The following is a 20326-nucleotide window of genomic DNA, read 5'->3' on the forward strand; positions in this document are numbered from 1 at the left end:
GGTCTCATAACCCTTTTGATGAAGTTTATGGGGTGAGCTGCTTGAGGGAAAACCTCACGAGCAGTTCTTATGGGGAGGGGTTGGAAACGGGTCATAACTGATACCGCGCCAGTTCTTTACCCGACAACTTATTTTTAAAACATGGAAATCATTTTTTCGTATTCATCACTGTAATTCTGTAAAATTAGAACGACTAGAATGTCATTTATATGGACAATTAATTAGCATCCTTCTTTGTTCCTCCACCATGTTTCAAATGCGTCAATTACTCCTCATCAAGAAGAAACGAGAATTAAGCGAATATAAAGCGATTTATATCATAAAAGATTATTTTCCACTTCTTTATCAAGCTCTACAAAAAGGCACCCAAGATATATCAAAGATACTACTGCGTCTGTTCAATCTCTTACAGAAAAACGGACGAAAATCTCATAGGTATGAGAAGAAAACAGTATTTGATATCTTAGGCGTCGTATACAACTTTTCTATGTCTCACAATCATGTAGCGTAATCCAAAAAATTGAAACCCGATAGGGTTTATTTCGTATGCAAATCTTTAAAGAACTTACACTGGATCTTTAGAAAAAAGAAAAAATCTTACATGAAATTAAACTTATATAATATTAGCTTGATGGGCATGGGGCAACCTGTTCTGTTAGCTTGATAGCGATGGGGTCCCGTCAACCAAATGATATAAAACCCAAGCTAAGACATTTTTTAGAAAATAAAAAGCCGATTTTCCCACGTTAAGGAATTTCAGCTTTGGTATTTTACTTCCGGAGTGGTCTTAATGATTCTAAAGTAGTTGATTGTTTGAATTTAAATCTATACTTCCCAAGGAAGTTCATATGTTCCGATCCTAGCGGTTAAATATACCGTATTCCATATACTGATGGCATTAATAATATTTAATGCACTGGCCCTTTGGGGCTGATCTTGCAGCGCACGTTCACGTAGCTCTTCACGCTCACCCAAAAAATAGATTTTTGTTTTGTTAGGTTGATAGTGATGGATTTGTCCACCCTATTGTTCTACATAGCAGCGACTTAAGTGTCGGAAAATTAAAATGGATGTATATAATAATATGAAAAATTGCATATATAAATACTTTGAACTTATTTTAGATACTCATTATAATTTATTTAGTGTAAAGCTTTGTACGTAATTATTTTGATATTTTTATAGAAAAATGTTTAAAAATGAAAAAGTAGAGGGAAAATGAATGAAAATTTTAAAAGGAATGCTCGTATCTACAATAGCAATTACTGCTTTTACAGGACTAGGAAAGACTTCTCATATAGTGAGTGCTGCTTCAAACAATTCAGTAGTACAGCAAAAAGCAGCTAATGTAGAAAAACAAGAAGAAAAGCAAATCATTGTAAAGTTTAAAAATAAGATCAGTTTACCGTATGAGGATGGGATAGAAAAACGAATAAAACAGGAAAAAAATGATATAGTACTAGAAAAGTTTTTTTCTGAATTCCCAGATTTAACATTAACACGCTTATTTACATCTGTAAGTCCTGACGAAATTCAAAGTCTAAATAAAAGTGCTAAAACCGATAATAATACTTCATCTTCTAACTTATTAAATTATTATGTAATTCAAGTTTCAAAACATGTACAAGTAGAAGTATTAGTAGAAAAGTTAAAACAATCATCTTTGATAGAGGATGTATACATAAAAGAACCGGAAAATGTAACACCACCGGAAGTACAGATGCCAAACTTATTTCTTAATCCCTATGATGACCCTAGATTTGAAAACCAAGGATACCTAAAAGAAGCACCATATGGTATTAATGCGCCTTACGCTTGGGGGATCAAGGGAGGCGACGGAAAAGGTATAACATTTGCAGATATGGAGTATGGCTGGCTATTAAATCATGAAGATCTAGAAAAGCAAAATATCGAACTTATATCCGGTAGAAATACAGAGGCTCACGTTGGACACGGGACATCGGTTTTAGGGATTGTTTCTGCGGAAGATAATCAAATCGGCAATATTGGCATTGTACCAAAAGCTACAGTAAAAGTAATATCTCAAATTAGGGATGACGGCAGTAATAACAAAGCGGATGCCATATTAAGTGCTGTAAATCACCTAAATGCCGGTGATGTTTTATTGTTAGAAGCACAATCATCTTATGAAGGATATCGTGATAAATATTTACCGGTCGAAGTGCAACCAGATGTATTTGATGCGATTCGCACTGGAACGGATAAAGGAATCGTAATCATCGAGGCTGGAGCAAATGGTTGGAATGACTTAGATGAATTTAAAAATAAAGATGGGAAAAAAGTCTTAAATCGTAATAGCAAAGATTTTAAAGATTCCGGTGCAATCATGGTCGGAGCTGCTTTATCAACTGTTCCTCACGGACGTTCATGGTTTTCAAATTATGGCAGTCGAATTGATGTATATGGATGGGGTCAAAATGTAGATACAACTTCTGCAGATCCAAATAACAGTGCGAAAAATTTATATACGTCTAGCTTTAGTGGTACATCGAGCGCTTCACCAATTATTGCTGGTGCAGCTGTTTCCATACAAAGCATTGCGAAGGAGCATTTGGGTCACCCCTATAAACCAAGTGAGTTAAGAGACATCTTAAATAACCCAAACACAGGAACACAATCTGGGGAGCCATCTTACGATAGAATTGGTGTTTTACCAGATTTAAAAGCTATATTATTAAAATTAGGATTTCAATCAAATGGAGAAGATTCAGCTTCAAAAAATCCGCGAGAACAAGAGCCAAATAACCAACACATACAGGCAAATCCGTTAAATTTCAATACGACTATTGAAGGGAATCTTAACGACAATGATAACGTAGATATCTATACTTTTACGGTTAATTCACCGCAAAATATAAATATTTCCGTAGTAAATGAAAAACAGATTGGAATGACATGGACGCTTTATCATGAATCAGATTTAGAAAATATGGTAGCATATGGACAAAATAAATCTAATGTCATTACAGGAGAATATAATGCGAAACCAGGGAAATATTATTTGCATGTCTACAAATATGAAAATAAAAATGGGTCGTATCTATTAAATGTAAAATAGATTTTATGCATATGCATACATGAAACAAAAGGAATTTCCCAAATGAATGGCACCCCAATTGTTAGACGTAACTAATAATTGGGGTGCCGTTTTTTATGACCAAATATCTATCTCCCTTTTTCGCTGCAAATATCACATCATTTTTGGAGATTGATTTGCAACGTAATATATGCAACGTTGTAGCGCTATAAAAATCAAGGTTTTCATTTCCAAAAAATGTCTTAGCGTGGGTTTTATGTCATTTGGTTGGTGGTACCCCAGAAAATAAGGGTTTTCTTGTTTAGAAAGGGATAGCCGCATAAGTGGAGCATGAAACATTTCTTTTGGATAGATGCAAACAACACATTCTAATCTAATTTTCTTTATCAATTTTCTCAATCGGATTATGATGAGCATTGAACGGACATTAATTTCTTGCTCAGAGTTAATACTGTGATTGAAAAGAATTTAAAGATTCTATCTCGAAAAAAAGCAAGAAATGTCAAGAGATATAACATGCTGTGTGCTACATTTAATTGCGAAAGGAATATCGTTGATGAGCAATAGATTGAATAAGAATTTAGAAATTGTAATTCCGATACTTGTTTACATTCAGGCCAATTTACATGAGGACTTAGATTTAAAGGTTGTTGCCAAAAAGGCAGGATTATCACCATTCCATTTCCATAGAATGTTTAAGAATGTGGTAGGAGAAACATTAAAACAGTATGTTCTTCGAATTAAGTTAGAAAAAGCAGCATTTGCTTTGAAATATTGGGACGAAAAAATTCTTTCTATATCCAATGAATTGGGATTCAAGAATCCAGAATCATTCACAAGAGCGTTTAAGAGAGAATTTCAATATACTCCAAAAGATTATAGACAACAATTTCGTAAAGGGAAATTGAGTTTGGAAGAAAGACAATCTTTTCTGAATCAAATGACAAATGCATTTGAAATATCACCCGTAACACTGAAACATGTAAGTCCAATTGATGTTGCTTTTATACGAAACACCGGTCCGTACGAAGATGTGGATACGAGACTATTTCATAAACTGATTCAATGGGCAAAAGACAAAAAAATCTATCGGAATGATTGTTTTTTATTAGGAGTTGGTCATGATGCGCCTACTATTACACCAAAAGAATTACTACGATTTGATTGCTGCATAGAAGTCGATCAACCTTTTCATTCAGAAGGAAAAATTAGTTACCAACGATTAGAAGGTGGACAGTTTGCGACTGTTACGTATGTAGGGCCTTATGGGATGAATATGAAACACGCTTACCAAAAATTATATCAAGAAATTCAACATAATAAAAACATTGAGTTTGTGGGGCTCCCTGTAGTAGAGATTTACAGGACAACAACAATCAACCCATCATACAAATTAAATCAAACGGATATTTATGTACCGATTAGAGTGAAATAAGGAGGAACTAGGGTATGTTAATTACATTTCAGATGGATATTCAAGCACCTATTGAAAAAGCTTTTTCATATTTAGAAGATCCAGAAAAACAAATGAAGTGGATTCAGGGATTGGAAGGAACAGAAAATATTACAACATTTAATCCAGCTAACCCTGTAGGTACTAAATTTAAACAGCGTCTACGTGAAAGAGGTCGGGTTCAAGAATACGAAGGTCAAGTGATTGCGTACAAAAAAAATAGTCTCTTAGGAATCCAGCTGCATCTTCCAGCGTTTTTAATTGAAGTCAAATATCAGCTTGAAGTACTAACTGATAAAAGTTGCAGACTATTTTTGACTGAAAAAATAGAAGCTAAAACTCTATTCAGTAAAATCATGAATTTTCTTTTGCGTGGGATTATTAAACGAACAATAAAGAAACAAATGATTCTCTTAAAACAAAGTGTGGAAGGAGCAACTGTGCTGGAAAGTGCAGAATAGATTCCAATAAATGTATTTCAAAAGTAATAACACAGAGGTTTTTCACCTCTGTGTTTCTTCAAGTTTTCGCTGATTGATCGCTCGATAAAGAGAACCTTGTGATATGCCAGTTCCTTCTACAATTTCTTTAATGGAGTATTCTTTACTATCATACATACGTAAAGTAATTGAGAGCTTTTCTTTTTCTAATTTGGGTCTACCTAACTTTTTTTCACGATTTTTACTGGCTTCCAATCCTTCTTTTACCCGTTCCGCAATCAAATTTCTTTCTAATTCTACGATAACACACATCATCTGTAACATAGCCTTACCTGGTATCCATATTTTCTTTCAGTGATACGAACTGAATCCCTACTTCTTCGAAATGTTGGATAATATTTAAAATATCTAATGTTTTACGACCTAAACGTGAAATACTTTCAGCTATAACGGTGTCGTCTTTTCTTATCATATCAAACAATTTTATAAGACCCTGTCTGTCTCGAATTGTTCCAGTGAATTTTTCTTTAATAATAATTTTTTCACATCCGTATTCAGTAAGTGAATGAATTTGACGATCTAGATTTTGGTCAAAAGTAGATACTTGGGCATAACCAATAATCATATGTTACCTCCTGTACAACGTATATGATTTTATTGTACCGAAGGTCCATTTTTTGTAATGCAGAAACCCTTATAAATAAAAAGGAATGCTTTTAATATGTACAAACTCAAAACAACAGAAACTAACAATAGTGTAATTGAATTTATTGAAAGTGTTGAAAGTCTTAAAAAACGAGAAAACGCATATCAATTATTAGATATATTTACTGAAACAACAGGCTATACAGCAAAGATGTGGGGACCGAGCATTATCGGCTTTGGTACATACCATTATAAATATGCATCCGGTCATGAGGGAGATGCCCCATTAGTAGGCTTTTCCCCCAGAAAAGCTAAAATTAGTCTATATTTTGCAGCTGGTGACCCTAGGCGAGAAGAACTATTAAAAAGCTTTGGAAAATACACATCTGGAAAATCGTGTATTTATATTAATAAAATAGCAGACATTGATAGTAATGTTCTAAAAGCGCTAATCAAACAATCTGTAAATTTTTTGAAAGAAGAGTATCCAAATCATTAATGAAATTTATGGAGAAAATTAAGAAACAGGTATTTTGAACACACATTAAAATACCTGTTTTTAGGATAGGATTTGAAGGAAATTTCAGAACATGGTAATCATATTATTCTGATTATGCCTTAGGAAGATTATGAAGGTGCTCTTTTAGGGGTACGGAAACGATTCAAAGAATCACCCGCCACATCAGAAAAAATTTCCATTTTCAGCGGGTGATTTTTATTATACTTTTATAAGATTCCCCTAAAAAAACAGCTACCGCCTATAGCGATAGCTGCGCCATTCATTACTTCGCGCTCACAATCTTATAATAAGAACGAACTGTTAAGAAGTAATATCCGATATAAATAACGCTATACACACCGATACTCATTAGTAATGGAATCAGAATTTCATTTGGCATTACTGTCTTTAATCCTTTTAATGCAAATAAGCTGTGGCAGATTCCTACTAATAATGGAATCGCGAAGATAAAGCCTACTTGTTTTGCAATCGCTCTTTTCATTTCTTGTTTTGTAACTCCAACTTTGCGGAGTACTATATAGCGATTACGGTCTGCACTTGCTTCTGTTAATTGTTTGAAATAAATGATAGAACCTGTTGCTAGTAAGAACACTAGACCTAAGAAGAGACCGATAAACATCATTAACCCTGTTGCTTCCAGCATCTCGTGGAAACCAGTGTAGAAATCATTGAAAGGTTGTTTAAATTCTGTTTCCCCAGTTCCAACTGGCATCGCTTTCCTTAATTTCTCCGTTAGTACTTTACCATTCTTTTCATCTTTTACATCGATATTTTTAACAATACGTGTCTCAGATACTTTTTTTGCACTGTTATATACTTCATCTGGTACAACAACGAATAATTCACCTAAGTTCGTTAGAGTACGCCCTTCAGCACCTTTAATCGTCAATGCCTTTGTTTCATTTCCTATTGGGAATACAGCTTTGTTCCCTTTATATACCGGACTAAATTCATGACCTTCAATATACAAACCATCATATACAAAAGCTTCATCAGCAGCTAAATTTACTGCATCTACATCCATTTTCTTTGCTATTTGATTAAATGCTGATTGCGATACAAGCTGATATTGCTTGGTAACTGAATCCAGTTTATTCCTACCCATATCTACTTTTTTTCCTTCAAACTTCCCTGTCACAGGAACCATTTCTATTTCGAATTGGTTCGTTACAGGATGGCTCTGTTTCTCTTCAACCAAAATCGCATTTACTTTCTGATCAAGTACCGCATCTTTTTTCTCGTAAGAATAACTGTATGGTGCAAAAGATCTCACTTGTTTAAACGTATTGTAATACAGCGTTACAGATGTACCAACTGCTGTTAATGTGACTGCACTTAATATCGCAATTGTCGCAAGTGACTTCGCATTTCCTTTAATACGATATAGTAACTGTGATGTCGTCACTATGTTCATGCTATTATAGAAAGATGATTTATTATGTCTTGCACGTTTCAACACAAATACAGTAAAGAACATAAATAGTAAGTACGTTCCTAATACTGTCGCAAGTAAAATATACAGTGCAACTATCATAAAGTCCGCATACTTAACTGCTTTATCATACATCAGTGATAAGAAATAACCTGAACTAATTAAAAATACTGAGATCAACGCCATAATCACTGACCCTTTTGGCATTGCTTCTCCTTCACGTTCCGCATGGAAAAGCTCAATCAGTTTAAAGCGGTAAATTAAACGATATCCTTGAAGTGATGTGTACAATATAATCACCATAAAGATAATTGCTGTATCAACAATCGCGGACATCGGTACTTCAAAGTGAACATTTAAGTTTAATCCCATCATACTTACTAGTAGTTCAAGGAATAATTTTGAAAGCACACTCCCAATCGCAATTCCAATTACTAATGACATTAATCCCATTAACATATTTTCATAAAACAGCATTTTACCAATTTGTCTTTTACGAATACCTAATAAAGAATATAATCCAACTTCTTTTTTACGCTTTCGTGTAAAGAATCCGTTAGAGTATATAATAAATACCGCTACGAAAATAATAAGCATTACACTTGAAGCTTGGAATCCCCCACTAATTTTCTTGGAGCCTTCCGCGGCTTTTTCCATTTGTGAATTGTACTGAAGTGCTTTAAATGTAAAATACATAACGATGCTAAAGATCATAGATGCAAAGTATAAAAAGTAATCTTTAAAGTTCCGCTGTATGTTGCGGAGAGCAATACTAGATAATGTCATCTGCCATACCCCCAGAAATTGCAGACATTACGTCGACTACTTGTTGGAAGAATTGTTTACGAGTTAATTCTCCGCGGTGTAATTCTTTATATAACTCGCCATCTTTAATGAAGATAACTCGCTTGCAGTAACTTGCTGCAAACGCATCATGCGTTACCATTAAAATGGTTGAATTATCATGTTCATTTAACGACTTCATACTTTCCAATAAATCTGTTGCTGATTTTGAATCAAGTGCTCCTGTTGGCTCGTCTCCAAAAACCATACTCGGATTCGTAACGATTGCACGTGATGCCGCGCAACGCTGTTTCTGTCCACCAGATACTTGATAGGGGAACTGATTTAAAATATGATCAATACCAAATTTCTTCGCGATTTCAAGAACACGGCGATCAATTTCACTTGCCTGCACCCTTGATAACGCAAGAGGTAAAGCAATATTCTCTTTCACCGTTAACGTATCTAATAAGTTATAATCTTGGAAAATGAATCCTAAATGATTACGACGGAATAATGCCAGCTTATCATCATTCATTTTCACAATATCTTTTCCCTCAATTAAAATTTCACCGTTAGTCGCATTATCAATCGTAGAAAGAACATTTAAAAGAGTCGTTTTACCAGACCCAGAAGGTCCCATAATGCCAACAAACTCGCCCTCTTTTACTTGCAAGTTAATACCTTTTAACGCTTCAAATTTATTTCCACCTGTATCGTATACTTTTTTAATTTGTTTCGCCTCTAATACTGTCTTCATTTCTATCCTCATTTCATCTATTCTCTATTTTCATTCTATAATCTCTACTCTTGCCACTATCAATGCTTCCTACATAACATGCCAGTTTTATAAGGCCTACTAACAGAAGAAGCGTAAATTTAACTTTACGAATGAAAGTACTTTGTCACTATAGCATTGGGAAATCGTACTAACTATTGATTCTTCTTACATAAACATTACAATTATGTAAGGTTAAAAAATCATCCTATATAATTAGGCATAGCATGCCAGATGGGGCTATTTTTTTCCTGAAATTCTATTTGCAAAGTGGTCATATAATGGATTCGGTCCTGTTATAAAAACTTAAAAAGTCTCTTCAGAATATACTTTGTACCCTTAAAAATGAACATGCCAAATATACCTCAATCGGCTAAATTTCAAAAATTATGCACTTAAACTATATGAAGAAGGAAATATGACAGTAAAACAAATTTGTGAAATTACCAATGTTTCAAGGTCTTTTTTATATAGGAAACTACAAGATAAAATATAAGAAAAAACACCCGCCTAAATTGAAAAAGTTTTCAGTTGTAGCGGGTTATTCTTTGAATCTTTTCCGTATCCTTAAATGGTCGATTCTTCGTAAAATACCCAAAAAAGACCGTCACAGTATTGTGACGGAAAAATGGAAAAATTTTATTAAATTATTATTTATTCGTAGCTTTTAAAGTATCTAACACTATTTTGGTGGCTTCTGCAATAAGTTTATCATCGTATTTAGCATCCTCTTTATCATGATTAGAAAGTATCGCAAGAACAATTGGCTTTTTATTTGGTGGCCAAATAATTGCGATATCATTTCGGGTTCCATAAGATCCTGAGCCAGTCTTATCGGCTACTTCCCACTCTCCTGGAACTCCAGCACGAATTAAGTTGCCCCCCGTAGTATTCCTTTTCATCCAATCTATTAATAATTCCCGTTTCTCAGTTGAAAGTACATCTCCTAGCGCGAAAGCCTGAAGACTAGTAGCTAATGCCTTTGGGGTACTAGTATCATGTGTGTCTCCTGGAGGCACTTCGTTTAATTCTGGTTCAAAACGTTCAGGATTTGTAATAGTATCTCCTATTGCTCTCAGTGATTTTTTGAATTCACTAGGCCCACCTAATTGTTTAAGAATAAGATTTTGTGCAGTATTATCACTATATCGAATGGAAGCATCTGCAAGCTCTTTCAGAGTCATACCTGTATCAACATACTTTTCTGTAATTGGATTGTAATTAACAAGCTCTTCGCTAGTATACACAATTCTTTCATCTAGATCTTCTATTGATTTTTTTTGTAAAAGTACTCCCACAGCTAGAGCTTTGTGGGTAGATGCGTATGCAAAGCGTTCATCTGATCGATAAGTAACGATTTGATTCGTACCAGTGTCCAATGCATAAATACCGAGTTTAGCATCAAATTCTTTTTCAAGTTTAGCAAAAGAATGATTAACTGTATTTTCTTGTTTGGTTTGTTTAGGTGGTTCAGATTGAGTATTACTATTGGAACAGCCTATAAGCGTTACACATGAAAGAAATAATACAGGTACAATCTTTTTGTAATGTGAAATGTTAAAAAACTTGTTTAAGACTATCATAAATTTTCAACCTCTTTCAAGAATATATGGATTTTGTCTAGGTATTCTAAATACCGATGCAATTAAAGAGTGTATAGGATAACACTCTTCTTGCATCTCTCTTATCATAAAATGAGCGAACTATCATGAACACCTGTTTTATACGTATACTTAATAGACAATCTAAGTAACAAGTTTGTTCCATACATTGAAAAATATTTTCAATCAACAACAAAGTTATTAACAAAAAATGAAAAATAACAACTATGATAGCTGCCATTTCTCATTTCGAACCATATTTTTATTCTTTAGATTATAAAGGCTTGTATATAAACAGAGTCTCTTCAACCCTTGCTAGTAGGGGTCACCATACATCGACATCAAGCTAAGGTTTTGAAGTACCCCCTAAATGAAAATTTTCTTTCTCTACAGTTAGTTATTTTGAGAAATCAGCTCTTTTTTTGTTTTGGGGGTGTTTACTTTTCTTAGGTTGATGGCCATGTATGGTGACCCCTAATAAGTGTTCCTGTAGCTGCATGTAGTTGACTACATAGTCTATCTAAAGAATCACTCGCTATCCGTTGACTCATCCAAACACAGATAGTGGCTAAGTCATGTCCTGAAAACTTACGCTTTCGTTGTACAAAATCTAACTCTCTAGCAAGCTCTTCTAAAAATGAAGAAGTAAAATATTGATATAATTCCTCAGTAAATAATTGGAGTTCATCTTGAATCGAAAGATTCATAAAAAATGCCATCCTTTCTGCATATTTCTACAAAAAGAATAGCGATTTTTTCGCTATATGGATACAAATTTATCTTAACTTGATGGTGATGTATAGTGACCCCAAATAGTGATTTTATAAATGTCAGAGTGCCACCACAAAACACTATTAAAATGGTATAATTAGTTTATAATAACATTTTATGGAGATGGTTAAAATGATATACAGTCTTGTGAATATAGGAGTAAGTCTGGTAATTGGAATTATCTTTATATCAACTTCATTACTATTGAAAAAAAGACCACCGACAGATATTAATGCAATATTTGGCTATCGAACAACTAGATCTATGAAAAACATGAAACTTTGGGAAGCTGGAAATAGGTATAGTGCTGAAATCATGACACAAAATGGATTTATAATTATTATACTAGGAAGTATTATCAGCCTATTTTTAAATAGCCCTTCCACTGCAATACTTTTAATTATGGGATCTATGCTATTACTAATAATCAGTATGTTTATAAGAGTGGAGAATAAGCTGAAAAAACTGGAAGAACCATGTAGCTAAAATTTTTGTATAGAGTATTTGTGAAGCTTTATAAAAAAGTTCGATCAAAAATACTTTGCAAACTTATATTGTACGATAAAAAAACGAATCTTTTTTCAAAATAGATTCGTTTTTTTGAATGGACATTCCATTATTAAAAGATGTTTGATTAAAACCCACTTAGAATTTCTTAATTAAAAGAGATAGAATATCGCAACTTTTTTATAAACACCGTGACTTTATTTAAAAGCGACATTAGAAAGAATAACGTTTTTTTGTACTTAGAGGGAGTGAAATTTCTTAAGTTGATGGGCATGCAGCTGTACCCCTAATAGAAATTATTAAGTAAATATTGATGTGAATTTAGTGAAAAAGCTCTTTAGCATTCTAAAGAGCTTTTTCATTAATTATAAATATACGAGCGTGTATTGATTTTTATTTCCCAAAAATAATTACATGAAAATCTATTATTTCGAACTATCCCATGACCCATCTGAGTTAAAATAGTACCATTTGCCATTAATTTGTTGCCAATCTGTTTGCATAGCTCCAGAAGAATTGAAATAATACCAAATACCATTAACTTGCTGCCAATCTGTTTGCATGGCTCCAGAAGAGTTGAAATAATACCAAATACCATTAACTTGCTGCCAATCTGTTTGCATGGCTCCAGAAGAGTTGAAATAATACCAAATACCATTAACTTGCTGCCAATCTGTTTGCATGGCTCCAGAAGAATTGAAATAATACCAAATACCATTAACTTGCTGCCAATCTGTTTGCATGGCTCCAGAAGAGTTGAAATAATACCACTTGCCATCAATTTGTTTCCAGCCTGTTATAATGTCGTCTGTTGGTTGAGAAAGGTTATTATAATACCCCTCAACACCATTTACGAATGAATCCCATAGTCCATTATTAATCATGTTAGCAGGACAGTTTTTACCACTCCATCTTTGGTGTTTTACGATATTATTTAACGGTACACCCGTTTCTTTCATTAAATAAGCTACAAGTTTCTTAGCGTTATTTACTGCTTTACTGTAGTTACCGTCTCTATTAACTGCGATTTCAATTGCAATAGATTGTCTATTACCTGGACCATCACCGTCTCCTGCGTGCCACCCGTTCTCGTTTAATGGTAAGTGTTGATAAATCTCTTTATCGTCTACTGTAAAGTGCCATGATGCAGTTCGGTCTGAGTTCCCTACTGCTTGGTTATATAGATATTGAGCGTGGTTTCTAGCACCTGCTCCTACACTTGTATTATCAGTCTCATGAATTGTAATATACTTTGGACTCATGTAGTTTTGAGGACGAATATTATCGTTACCTACTGGAACAATCCATTCAGTGAATGGAACACCATTTATTGTACTAGAGATTCTAGGTGATGCGGGAGACAGACTACGTTTTGTTCTGTTGGAATTGTTAGGAATAGTTAATGTACCCGTTTCTTCATGAATACCTTCTGAACGTTGAAGACTGTCTGCTTTCTTATTATCGACAGTACCTCCACCACGTCCGTCTACCCCTCCAAAACTAGCTTCAATACTTTTTATAGCCTGTTCATCTGATGCTTGAAGTTGGTCTGTTTTACCTTGTTCTTGAACGCTTGTAGGTTGCTTATTGTTTACTGATTGTTGTTCCTCTGCAAATGATTCCAATGGTGAGGATAATACCGTTAATCCTGCTGTTAATCCTGCTGTTAATGCTACTACTTTTTTGTTAAATTTAATATTCATTTCTACTTTGGTATATCTCACTATTTTAATAGATATACCTTCCTCCTTGTACTTCTTTTAGTGTGAATAATAGTTTAAATAATGGTAGTCTGAATCCAAAAAATAACGACTTGATTTTTCATTTCATATAATTAACTGAAATCTATAGGTCCTCCTAGATATGTCAATATCTCAGAGTTATAACACAACACTAGGGCTCCTCCCACAACTAAGACCAATGAAAAGAAAATCCAACACAGATTTTTCTTCATAATTGTTTAAATCTATATTGGGGAGCGTTTCAAACAAATATCGAAGAGAATGATAAGGACTTAAATTGTTCTCTTTTGCAGTTTTAACCACACTATACATGATGGCACTCCCTCTAGTACCTTCGGAAAAATATAATTTAAATAACATAAATAACCTTTAATATACTAAACTATAACATTTTACTTTATATCCCGTTTGTTTTCTATGAAATCCACAAATCTTTCAAAAATCCTGATTACAAATAAAAAGAGACTTCAAAACACAGAAGTCCTTTTTTATGTTGGTTTGGAATAAAGTTTGATCAAAACTCAGGAGTTTTACCGTGGCAGCTTTATCTAATGATGCAAAACGGTGCAACTTTTTTGCAAACAGTTAAACTTTATTCAAAACAGTACGACTTTATTTCAAAGAAACAACCATGTCATGTATCTTAGTATTTAGGAACTTCTAATATACTCTTTTTCTTCCCATCATATACTATAGCTGTTTTTGCTTTTATATTCTCATTGTTATATTTAAAATCTTGGTTTGAGAAATTCACAATCACTTTCATGTTTTTTCCGAATGTCGTACTTTGAACTTGCCGATCTTCAGACAATACTTCAAAATTAGTCATTGGTTTTGTTACGGCTTTCTCATGAAATGGAGACCATACTTTCAAATAAGAGGTAATGATGGATTTACTTTTCTCCCATTCATTTTTATCAATATGATATAAAGGTGGTACATTATACAACATTTCAGATAACATTCTATTTCCTATCTCATCCTTAATTCTAAAACTTCCCCATGCCCATTGGTGAGTAGTAATAATTGAATCATTATATACAAGTTTATATAACGGAATTGAATATACAGGATTATTATAAATATTTTTATAAATAGGTTTGATTGGTATGGTTTTGGCATTCGTTTCTGGAATAGCACCATCTGGTGAAGTGGATTTATATCCGCCTACATAATATGGGCTCTGTTTATCTTTCATATCAGAGTCGGGCCAAATCCCAGGCGTTTCAATTCCATGCGCAAAGGCAATTATATTACTAGCAAAGTCATTCCCACCTTCTGATCCGACTACCATATGTTTTTCTTCGCTAATATATTTCATTCTTTGCAGTCTTGCTTTTACATCTTGTTCCTGAGTAGTAATGTGATTTGGAGAATAATCATCGTAAATTTCGCCTGTAGCATCACAATCGACAAACCAAGAATTAAACGGTATATTATTTTGTAAAATATCACCTACACGTTCTTGCACACTAGGTAAGGATAAAGTTGGATTTAACTTTCTTCCTTTTCCTAAGAATCCTCCTATTTTTTCTCCTTTTTCATTCGATATTGTGGCATTTTCATATAAAGTTTTATCTTTAAAAGAAGCAGTATTCCAATCTCTATTTCCAACTTCATGAATCGAGTGATATGAATCATAAGGACCGATTAAATACCCCATTCTATTTGCTTCTTCTACCATTTTGGGATTCATTAATCCATTAGCCCAATTAGGTAAACCTATCCATGCTTTTTTAACATTCGATTTCTTCATATCAACTAAAACATCTGTTGTTTCTTTCTGTTCCCATCTACTTACTTCATCCACTGCCTCTGTTAACTTACTCTTAATTAATCCTTTGTTCAGTGTATATAGTTCTTGTTCACTTAAGTTTTGGATTCCTTTTTTCGACAATTCATTTATTACGATATATGGATTATTAAAAATATCTTTATTATACAGTTGTTCTAATTTTAATACCTGATTTATCGCATTAACTATTACTTTTTGCTGGCTTTTATCGATAGCTTTTTGATTCTTTATCTCTTGCATAACAGTTTCAAAATCTTTTGAGCCATCTTCCGTATTTTCTTGTAACAACTGTGCAATCCAATTTGTAAATGTCTCATCCATTTTTTGTGTGAATTTATCCCACTTGATATTTTCTACTGAAATCCCACTGTGGTCCCAAAAATAAATATGAGGAGCACCATATAATTTTTTAATGTTCGGATTTATTTTTGCTTTTTCTTCTAGTGTCTTAAATTCTCCCTGTTCTTTTATATAATTTTTATAAATATTTGCCATCGAGACAGGGTTTTTGTCAGTTAGATACAATCTGAATCCATATTCTTTATTCTTATTAATAGAAGGATATTGATGTGTAAAACTAAACTGTATATCGGAATCAGCAGTGAAATGAATATTATCATTATACATATTGTCAGCTATATACATAATGGAATATTTAGATTTATTCAATGCAAAGAATCTCATAGAAAAACGTTCTATGAATGACATGTCTTGATCTTTTAAATATTCTTTCCAGCTTGGGTCATTGCTAGGTATATTTTTTCCTTCCCATAATGGTAACGTATAGCTGTCCGCACTTACTTTAGGCCATGTAAATTCATTAGCTCCTTCAGACTTAGTAGATTTTAACTTAATACTTAAATAGGATTCTTTCTTTTCAATCTTCACATCTATTTGGTCATCTGGATAATTCCAAGATATACAATCATGTTTTTTTATTAGATTTGTTATTTTTTTCTTCGGTAGTGGTAAGGAAGCATTTTCTCTCACACCATCTTTTTCCACAAAAATTTCACCGGTTTCAGGATTCACATCAAAAGTAAAATTTTTGTATTGAGAAACTACGTTTTGTCCCTTTGTTGTAATATCCTTTTGTTGCGCATAACTCAGGGATGGTAATGTAAGACATATTGAACTCATCAAAATTGGAATGACTAGCTTGTTCATTTTTTTATTCATACTTATAAACCTCCTTTTTTGTATTTCTATCATACAAATACATTGTGACATGAATGTGACAATGTATTTTATTATTATTTAGCTTAATGATGAGTGGCTCAAAAAAGAACGAATTCTTGCCGTGCCCCCTCAAGTCTCGAATGATCCTCACGCAAAAGAGACTTGTCCATGACAAGCCTCTTCCCCACCCTATTTGTTTATACTATTCTCAACAAGCCCAGTGGCATCCTCTAATGTGCGTTGCATACTATCTGCACGTTGGTCCGTCATATTTTGATCACGTACAGCTGCTTCGGCTACTTGTATTTTTTGCTCTAATGCTTTCACTGGTTCATTCTTGTATTGCCCTACCTCTGTTCCTACTTGTATCTTTGTTAAGAAATCTTTTGCTCTATTAATCTTTACTTGAAGTTTTTCTTTCGCCGTTTGTGGCTTTTCTTCTGCCACTTTAGAATGTAAAAAGGTTTGATGCGCCGTTTGTAACGATTGATACATTGTAACGATTTCTTCTTTTGTTACCATCATTCTTTCAAATGTTTCTTTTGCACCGTTATATGCTTTTTGTAATGCGGCAAACGCTTTTTGTGAATATTGACCAGGCTTCTCTCCAAATTCGTAAGTACCTGCCAATGTTTCTTTTACCTTATTCATTTCTTCATATAAGTTATCGATCTCTTCTATTTTTATCCGATTATTAAACTCATTATAAGCCGCTTTCACTTCAGAAGGCGTTAGTGCCTTACTATATAGTCTTGCAAGTGCGACTTTTCCATTTAATGGAACATCACCATTACCAGAGCTTGTTGGATCTGCTCCAATTGCAAATGGTACGTTTGGATGATACACTTTCCCCGTTACTCGCTGACTATTTACTTTTTTTCCATCTACATATACTGCAAGTTCACTTCCATTATATGTTCCTGTTAGATGGTATGTTTTATTAGCTTCTAGCTGTACACCAATACGTTTATAACTGCCACCAATATGTGCCCATAATTCTACATAACCAGAACCCGTTGATTCAAATCCAATTCCACCGCTTTCGGTATTTTCCATGATTGCTTGATTGCGAATTTGATTCATAGAAACCACTGCTTCCAGTGTAAAGGAATCCTTTAGCTTTTCTTTTTGCTCATTTGAAAATGGAATATATCCATATGTATTATTCCGTCCACTTAATTTCATTACGTGTTTCTTTAAAGGTTTCTCATACTCAATTGCTATATTTCCTTTTACACTTCCATTTGCACCAAACGATGAATAATCTTTAAAAGTACCATCTAAAAAGTTCACATCGAATACATCTGCTTTCGGTACTTTCGCATTCGGATCAATTACTTCTGTATTCGTTTCAAATTCTTCGCGCAAAGGAGCACTACTTTCATTTCCAAATGAATCTAATACTGTTACTTCTATGTTATATTCCGTATTAATCTCTAGTCCACCTAATGTAAATGTCAGCTCTTTAGGCACCGGATCCCGGTAGAACTCGGAGAAGGCTAAAAGCTGGTTTTTCACCTTTCCTGTTGCTTTCTCTTTTGCTTGCAAACGGTATGAGTGAACGAGTAAATTATCTACAGCTTGCGGAAATGTCGCTGTCACAGATGTCTCTGTTATATTCGAAAATTTCAGCTTTGCATCTTGTAAAAATGCCGGCTTTTCCTTATCACGATCTTCTGTATACTTAAAAGATTCTTTCTTTGCTGGAAGTTCAACTACCCACGGCTCACCTGTCCAAGAGTTCGTATGAAAATCACGGCGATGAATCGTCACCTTTTGATCGTCTACTTCTACCAATAAACCTTGGCTTAATGTTTCAGCTCCCGGCGGAATATTTCCTTGTACTTTTCCGCTTTCCACTTCCATATAACTAACTGATGATGTACCAACAGACGTAAAGTCTTTTTGGTGAATTGACCTTGGATCATCAAGTGGATAATGAGAATGACCAGAAAACGTTACAGCTTGTGGATACTCTTTCAAGACTTCATTAATTTTGGCACTATCATTTGTCCCCCATTCATGACTCCCGTACACTGTTCCTTTAATTTGCTGATGTAAAAAGACAAAGATTGGCTTATTTGGATCAGCTTGCTTCGCTTTTACTAATTCCTGCTTCAACCAATTAATTTGTGTATCTGAATAATATCCATGTGTCACTCCATTTTCCGGGCTCATCACAAGAAAATGATAGCCTTTTACAACGTTGTGATAATAGATAGATTCCATTCCTGTTTTTTTAAGAAAACGTTTCTGTGCATCATGTGCCAATAATCCGTTCCAATAATCATGGTTACCTAAAGCATACATAGCAGTTGCATTTTGATTTCCATATTGCTTATAAGTTTGGAAGAAACGTTCATACTGCTGCGTCGAGCCACTGTCTGTAAAATCACCAACAACTACAAAAGCATCTTGTCTTGGAGCTACTGCGTTTAATTGCTGCAGCGCTCTTTGAAAACGAAACGTATCATCCGTTCCACTATTTTTAATGTGTACATCACTTAACACCGGAAAAACAATCTTCTTCTCTGACGATTCTTTCTCTGCTTTTTCTTCTTTTGTTTCCGCAAAACTAGTCCAAGAAAAAGATGTAAATACTAAAAAGAAAACTGCTAAAAAACCAATAAGACCTTTCACTTTACACAACATCTTTTTGATCACAAAAATCCTCCTCGCATATATTGTAAAATACAAGAATATTTTAGCAAAACGTTATTAAACTAGTATAAATTAAAGGTAAAAAATGTTAAAAATTTGTAAAACAAAGTAAAAAAATCCGAAAATAAGGCGGTTTCCTGGTTCTGGTGCAAATATATGAAGAAGAACGCGAATAATAGTAGATTCCTAATGAAGTCGTATTTTATGCTATAAAGGGTAGCACCACATCGCTATCAAGTTCAGAAACACATTCTTCCCCAAAACGATAAAAATGAACTTCGGTCCTACAAAAAACACAAAATTTCCATTTAGGGGGTACTTTAAAATCTTAGCTTGATGGCAATGGGGTACCGCCACATCGCCATCAAGCTAAGCTCATGTAACGTCAATGATAAGCAAGATTGTTTCTTTTTTTCGAAAGTCTATATGTAGATGCTTTAAAGATTTGCATACGAAATAAACCCTAACGGGTTTCCTTTTTTGAATTAAACCGCTTGATTATCAGACATGGTACAATTGTAAACGACACCTAATATATCAAAGACTGTTTTCTTCTCATATCGATGAGATTTTCGCCCGTTTTGCTGTAGGAGGTTGAACATACGAAGTAGAACCTTTGATAGCTCTTGGGTGTCTTTCTGTATAGCTTGGAAAAGAAGAAGAAAATAATCTTTAATCATATATATGGTCTTATACTCACTCAGTTCTCGTTTCTTTTTCATAAGAAGTAATTGCCGCATTTGAAACATGATAGAAGAACAGAGTAGAATGGCAATCAATTGTCCATACAAATGGCACTCCCATCTTTCTGGTTTTATCTTTTTACACTGATGAATTTGAAAGAATGACTTCCACGTTTTAAATAAAATTTGTCGGGTAAAGAACTGGCGCGGTATCAGTTATGACCCGTTTCCAACCCCTCCCCATAAGAACTGCTCGTGAGGTTTTCCCTCAAGCAGCT

11 protein-coding genes and 7 pseudogenes are annotated in these 20326 nt (G+C 34.0%); 7 read left to right on the top strand and 11 right to left on the bottom strand.

The annotated features are described in order from the left end of the window. Positions 1–124 precede the first annotated feature (124 nt). Positions 125–511 (top strand): annotated as a pseudogene (locus ORL93_RS29590) (IS4 family transposase); the annotation flags it as partial. 259 nt (positions 512–770) lie between these two features. Here ORL93_RS29590 and ORL93_RS29595 read toward each other — a convergent pair. Then, positions 771–978 (bottom strand): annotated as a pseudogene (locus tag ORL93_RS29595) (hypothetical protein); the annotation flags it as partial. A 244-nt stretch (positions 979–1222) separates the two neighbouring features. On the opposite strand from ORL93_RS29595, the gene ORL93_RS29600 reads away from it, so the two are divergent. From ORL93_RS29600 to ORL93_RS29610, 3 genes are all read left to right on the top strand, one after another. Then, entirely contained in the window at positions 1223–3079 is a 1857-nt protein-coding gene (locus tag ORL93_RS29600; protein ID WP_098161474.1) for a S8 family peptidase, read from the top strand. 535 nt (positions 3080–3614) lie between these two features. Further along, entirely contained in the window at positions 3615–4493 is an 879-nt protein-coding gene (locus ORL93_RS29605) for an AraC family transcriptional regulator (protein ID WP_098161475.1), read from the top strand. A gap of 14 nt (positions 4494–4507) precedes the next feature. Further along, positions 4508–4972: an SRPBCC family protein gene (locus tag ORL93_RS29610; RefSeq protein ID WP_006096815.1), complete on the top strand. Its 465-nt coding sequence runs from the start codon at positions 4508–4510 to the stop codon at positions 4970–4972. A gap of 42 nt (positions 4973–5014) precedes the next feature. Here the strand turns inward: ORL93_RS29610 and ORL93_RS29615 are convergent. After that, positions 5015–5576 (bottom strand): annotated as a pseudogene (locus tag ORL93_RS29615) (recombinase family protein). Positions 5577–5672: 96 nt separating this feature from the next. Between ORL93_RS29615 and ORL93_RS29620 the strand changes: the two are divergent. Then, positions 5673–6095: a DUF1801 domain-containing protein gene (locus tag ORL93_RS29620; protein WP_097795305.1), complete on the top strand. Its 423-nt coding sequence runs from the start codon at positions 5673–5675 to the stop codon at positions 6093–6095. Between the two features lie 283 nt (positions 6096–6378). Here ORL93_RS29620 and ORL93_RS29625 read toward each other — a convergent pair whose 3' ends face one another. Together ORL93_RS29625 and ORL93_RS29630 are read right to left on the bottom strand one after the other, a co-directional pair. Then, entirely contained in the window at positions 6379–8334 is a 1956-nt protein-coding gene (locus ORL93_RS29625) for an ABC transporter permease (RefSeq protein WP_097795306.1), read from the bottom strand. Further along, on the bottom strand, positions 8321–9091 hold the full coding sequence (locus tag ORL93_RS29630; protein ID WP_018767677.1) for an ABC transporter ATP-binding protein: 771 nt from the start codon (positions 9089–9091) through the stop codon (positions 8321–8323). Before ORL93_RS29630 ends, ORL93_RS29625 begins: the two co-directional genes overlap by 14 nt. 403 nt (positions 9092–9494) lie before the next feature. Between ORL93_RS29630 and ORL93_RS29635 the strand changes: the two are divergent. Beyond that, positions 9495–9605, top strand: a pseudogene (locus ORL93_RS29635) (helix-turn-helix domain-containing protein); the annotation flags it as partial. 154 nt (positions 9606–9759) lie between these two features. Here the strand turns inward: ORL93_RS29635 and bla are convergent. Then, positions 9760–10692, bottom strand: a complete 933-nt coding sequence (gene bla / locus ORL93_RS29640; protein WP_097795308.1) for a class A beta-lactamase — start codon at positions 10690–10692, stop codon at positions 9760–9762. A gap of 494 nt (positions 10693–11186) precedes the next feature. Beyond that, positions 11187–11417 (bottom strand): annotated as a pseudogene (locus ORL93_RS29645) (IS4 family transposase); the annotation flags it as partial. A gap of 196 nt (positions 11418–11613) precedes the next feature. On the opposite strand from ORL93_RS29645, the gene ORL93_RS29650 reads away from it, so the two are divergent. Next, positions 11614–11967, top strand: a complete 354-nt coding sequence (locus tag ORL93_RS29650; RefSeq protein ID WP_016114264.1) for an SdpI family protein — start codon at positions 11614–11616, stop codon at positions 11965–11967. 446 nt (positions 11968–12413) lie between these two features. Here the strand turns inward: ORL93_RS29650 and ORL93_RS31410 are convergent, their stop codons facing one another. The 5 genes and pseudogenes from ORL93_RS31410 to ORL93_RS29675 form a co-directional block, all read right to left on the bottom strand. Continuing rightward, complete coding sequence (locus ORL93_RS31410; protein WP_369124023.1) at positions 12414–12491, bottom strand: hypothetical protein; 78 nt, start codon at positions 12489–12491, stop codon at positions 12414–12416. Further along, positions 12489–13691 (bottom strand): annotated as a pseudogene (locus ORL93_RS29660) (peptidoglycan recognition protein family protein); the annotation flags it as partial. The pseudogene ORL93_RS29660 and the gene ORL93_RS31410, both read right to left, overlap by 3 nt. A 682-nt stretch (positions 13692–14373) precedes the next feature. Further along, on the bottom strand, positions 14374–16704 hold the full coding sequence (locus ORL93_RS29665; protein WP_265960236.1) for a glycoside hydrolase: 2331 nt from the start codon (positions 16702–16704) through the stop codon (positions 14374–14376). Between the two features lie 189 nt (positions 16705–16893). Then, entirely contained in the window at positions 16894–19368 is a 2475-nt protein-coding gene (locus ORL93_RS29670) for a LamG-like jellyroll fold domain-containing protein (RefSeq protein ID WP_265960237.1), read from the bottom strand. Between the two features lie 482 nt (positions 19369–19850). After that, positions 19851–20237, bottom strand: a pseudogene (locus tag ORL93_RS29675) (IS4 family transposase); the annotation flags it as partial. Between the last annotated feature and the right edge of the window lie 89 nt (positions 20238–20326).

The organism is Bacillus sp. DHT2 (genome assembly GCF_026241455.1).
GTDB lineage: Bacteria > Bacillota > Bacilli > Bacillales > Bacillaceae_G > Bacillus_A > Bacillus_A pseudomycoides.

Bases quoted from the DNA above. Each gene is read 5' to 3' on its own strand.
- bla (WP_097795308.1), bottom strand. From the start codon at position 10,692: ATGATAGTCTTAAACAAGTTTTTTAACATTTCACATTACAAAAAGATT.
- ORL93_RS29650 (WP_016114264.1), top strand. From the start codon at position 11,614: ATGATATACAGTCTTGTGAATATAGGAGTAAGTCTGGTAATTGGAATT.
- ORL93_RS29610 (WP_006096815.1), top strand. From the start codon at position 4,508: ATGTTAATTACATTTCAGATGGATATTCAAGCACCTATTGAAAAAGCT.
- ORL93_RS29665 (WP_265960236.1), bottom strand. From the start codon at position 16,704: ATGAATAAAAAAATGAACAAGCTAGTCATTCCAATTTTGATGAGTTCA.
- ORL93_RS29625 (WP_097795306.1), bottom strand. From the start codon at position 8,334: ATGACATTATCTAGTATTGCTCTCCGCAACATACAGCGGAACTTTAAA.
- ORL93_RS31410 (WP_369124023.1), bottom strand. From the start codon at position 12,491: ATGCAAACAGATTGGCAACAAATTAATGGCAAATGGTACTATTTTAAC.
- ORL93_RS29600 (WP_098161474.1), top strand. From the start codon at position 1,223: ATGAAAATTTTAAAAGGAATGCTCGTATCTACAATAGCAATTACTGCT.
- ORL93_RS29620 (WP_097795305.1), top strand. From the start codon at position 5,673: ATGTACAAACTCAAAACAACAGAAACTAACAATAGTGTAATTGAATTT.
- ORL93_RS29630 (WP_018767677.1), bottom strand. From the start codon at position 9,091: ATGAAGACAGTATTAGAGGCGAAACAAATTAAAAAAGTATACGATACA.
- ORL93_RS29605 (WP_098161475.1), top strand. From the start codon at position 3,615: ATGAGCAATAGATTGAATAAGAATTTAGAAATTGTAATTCCGATACTT.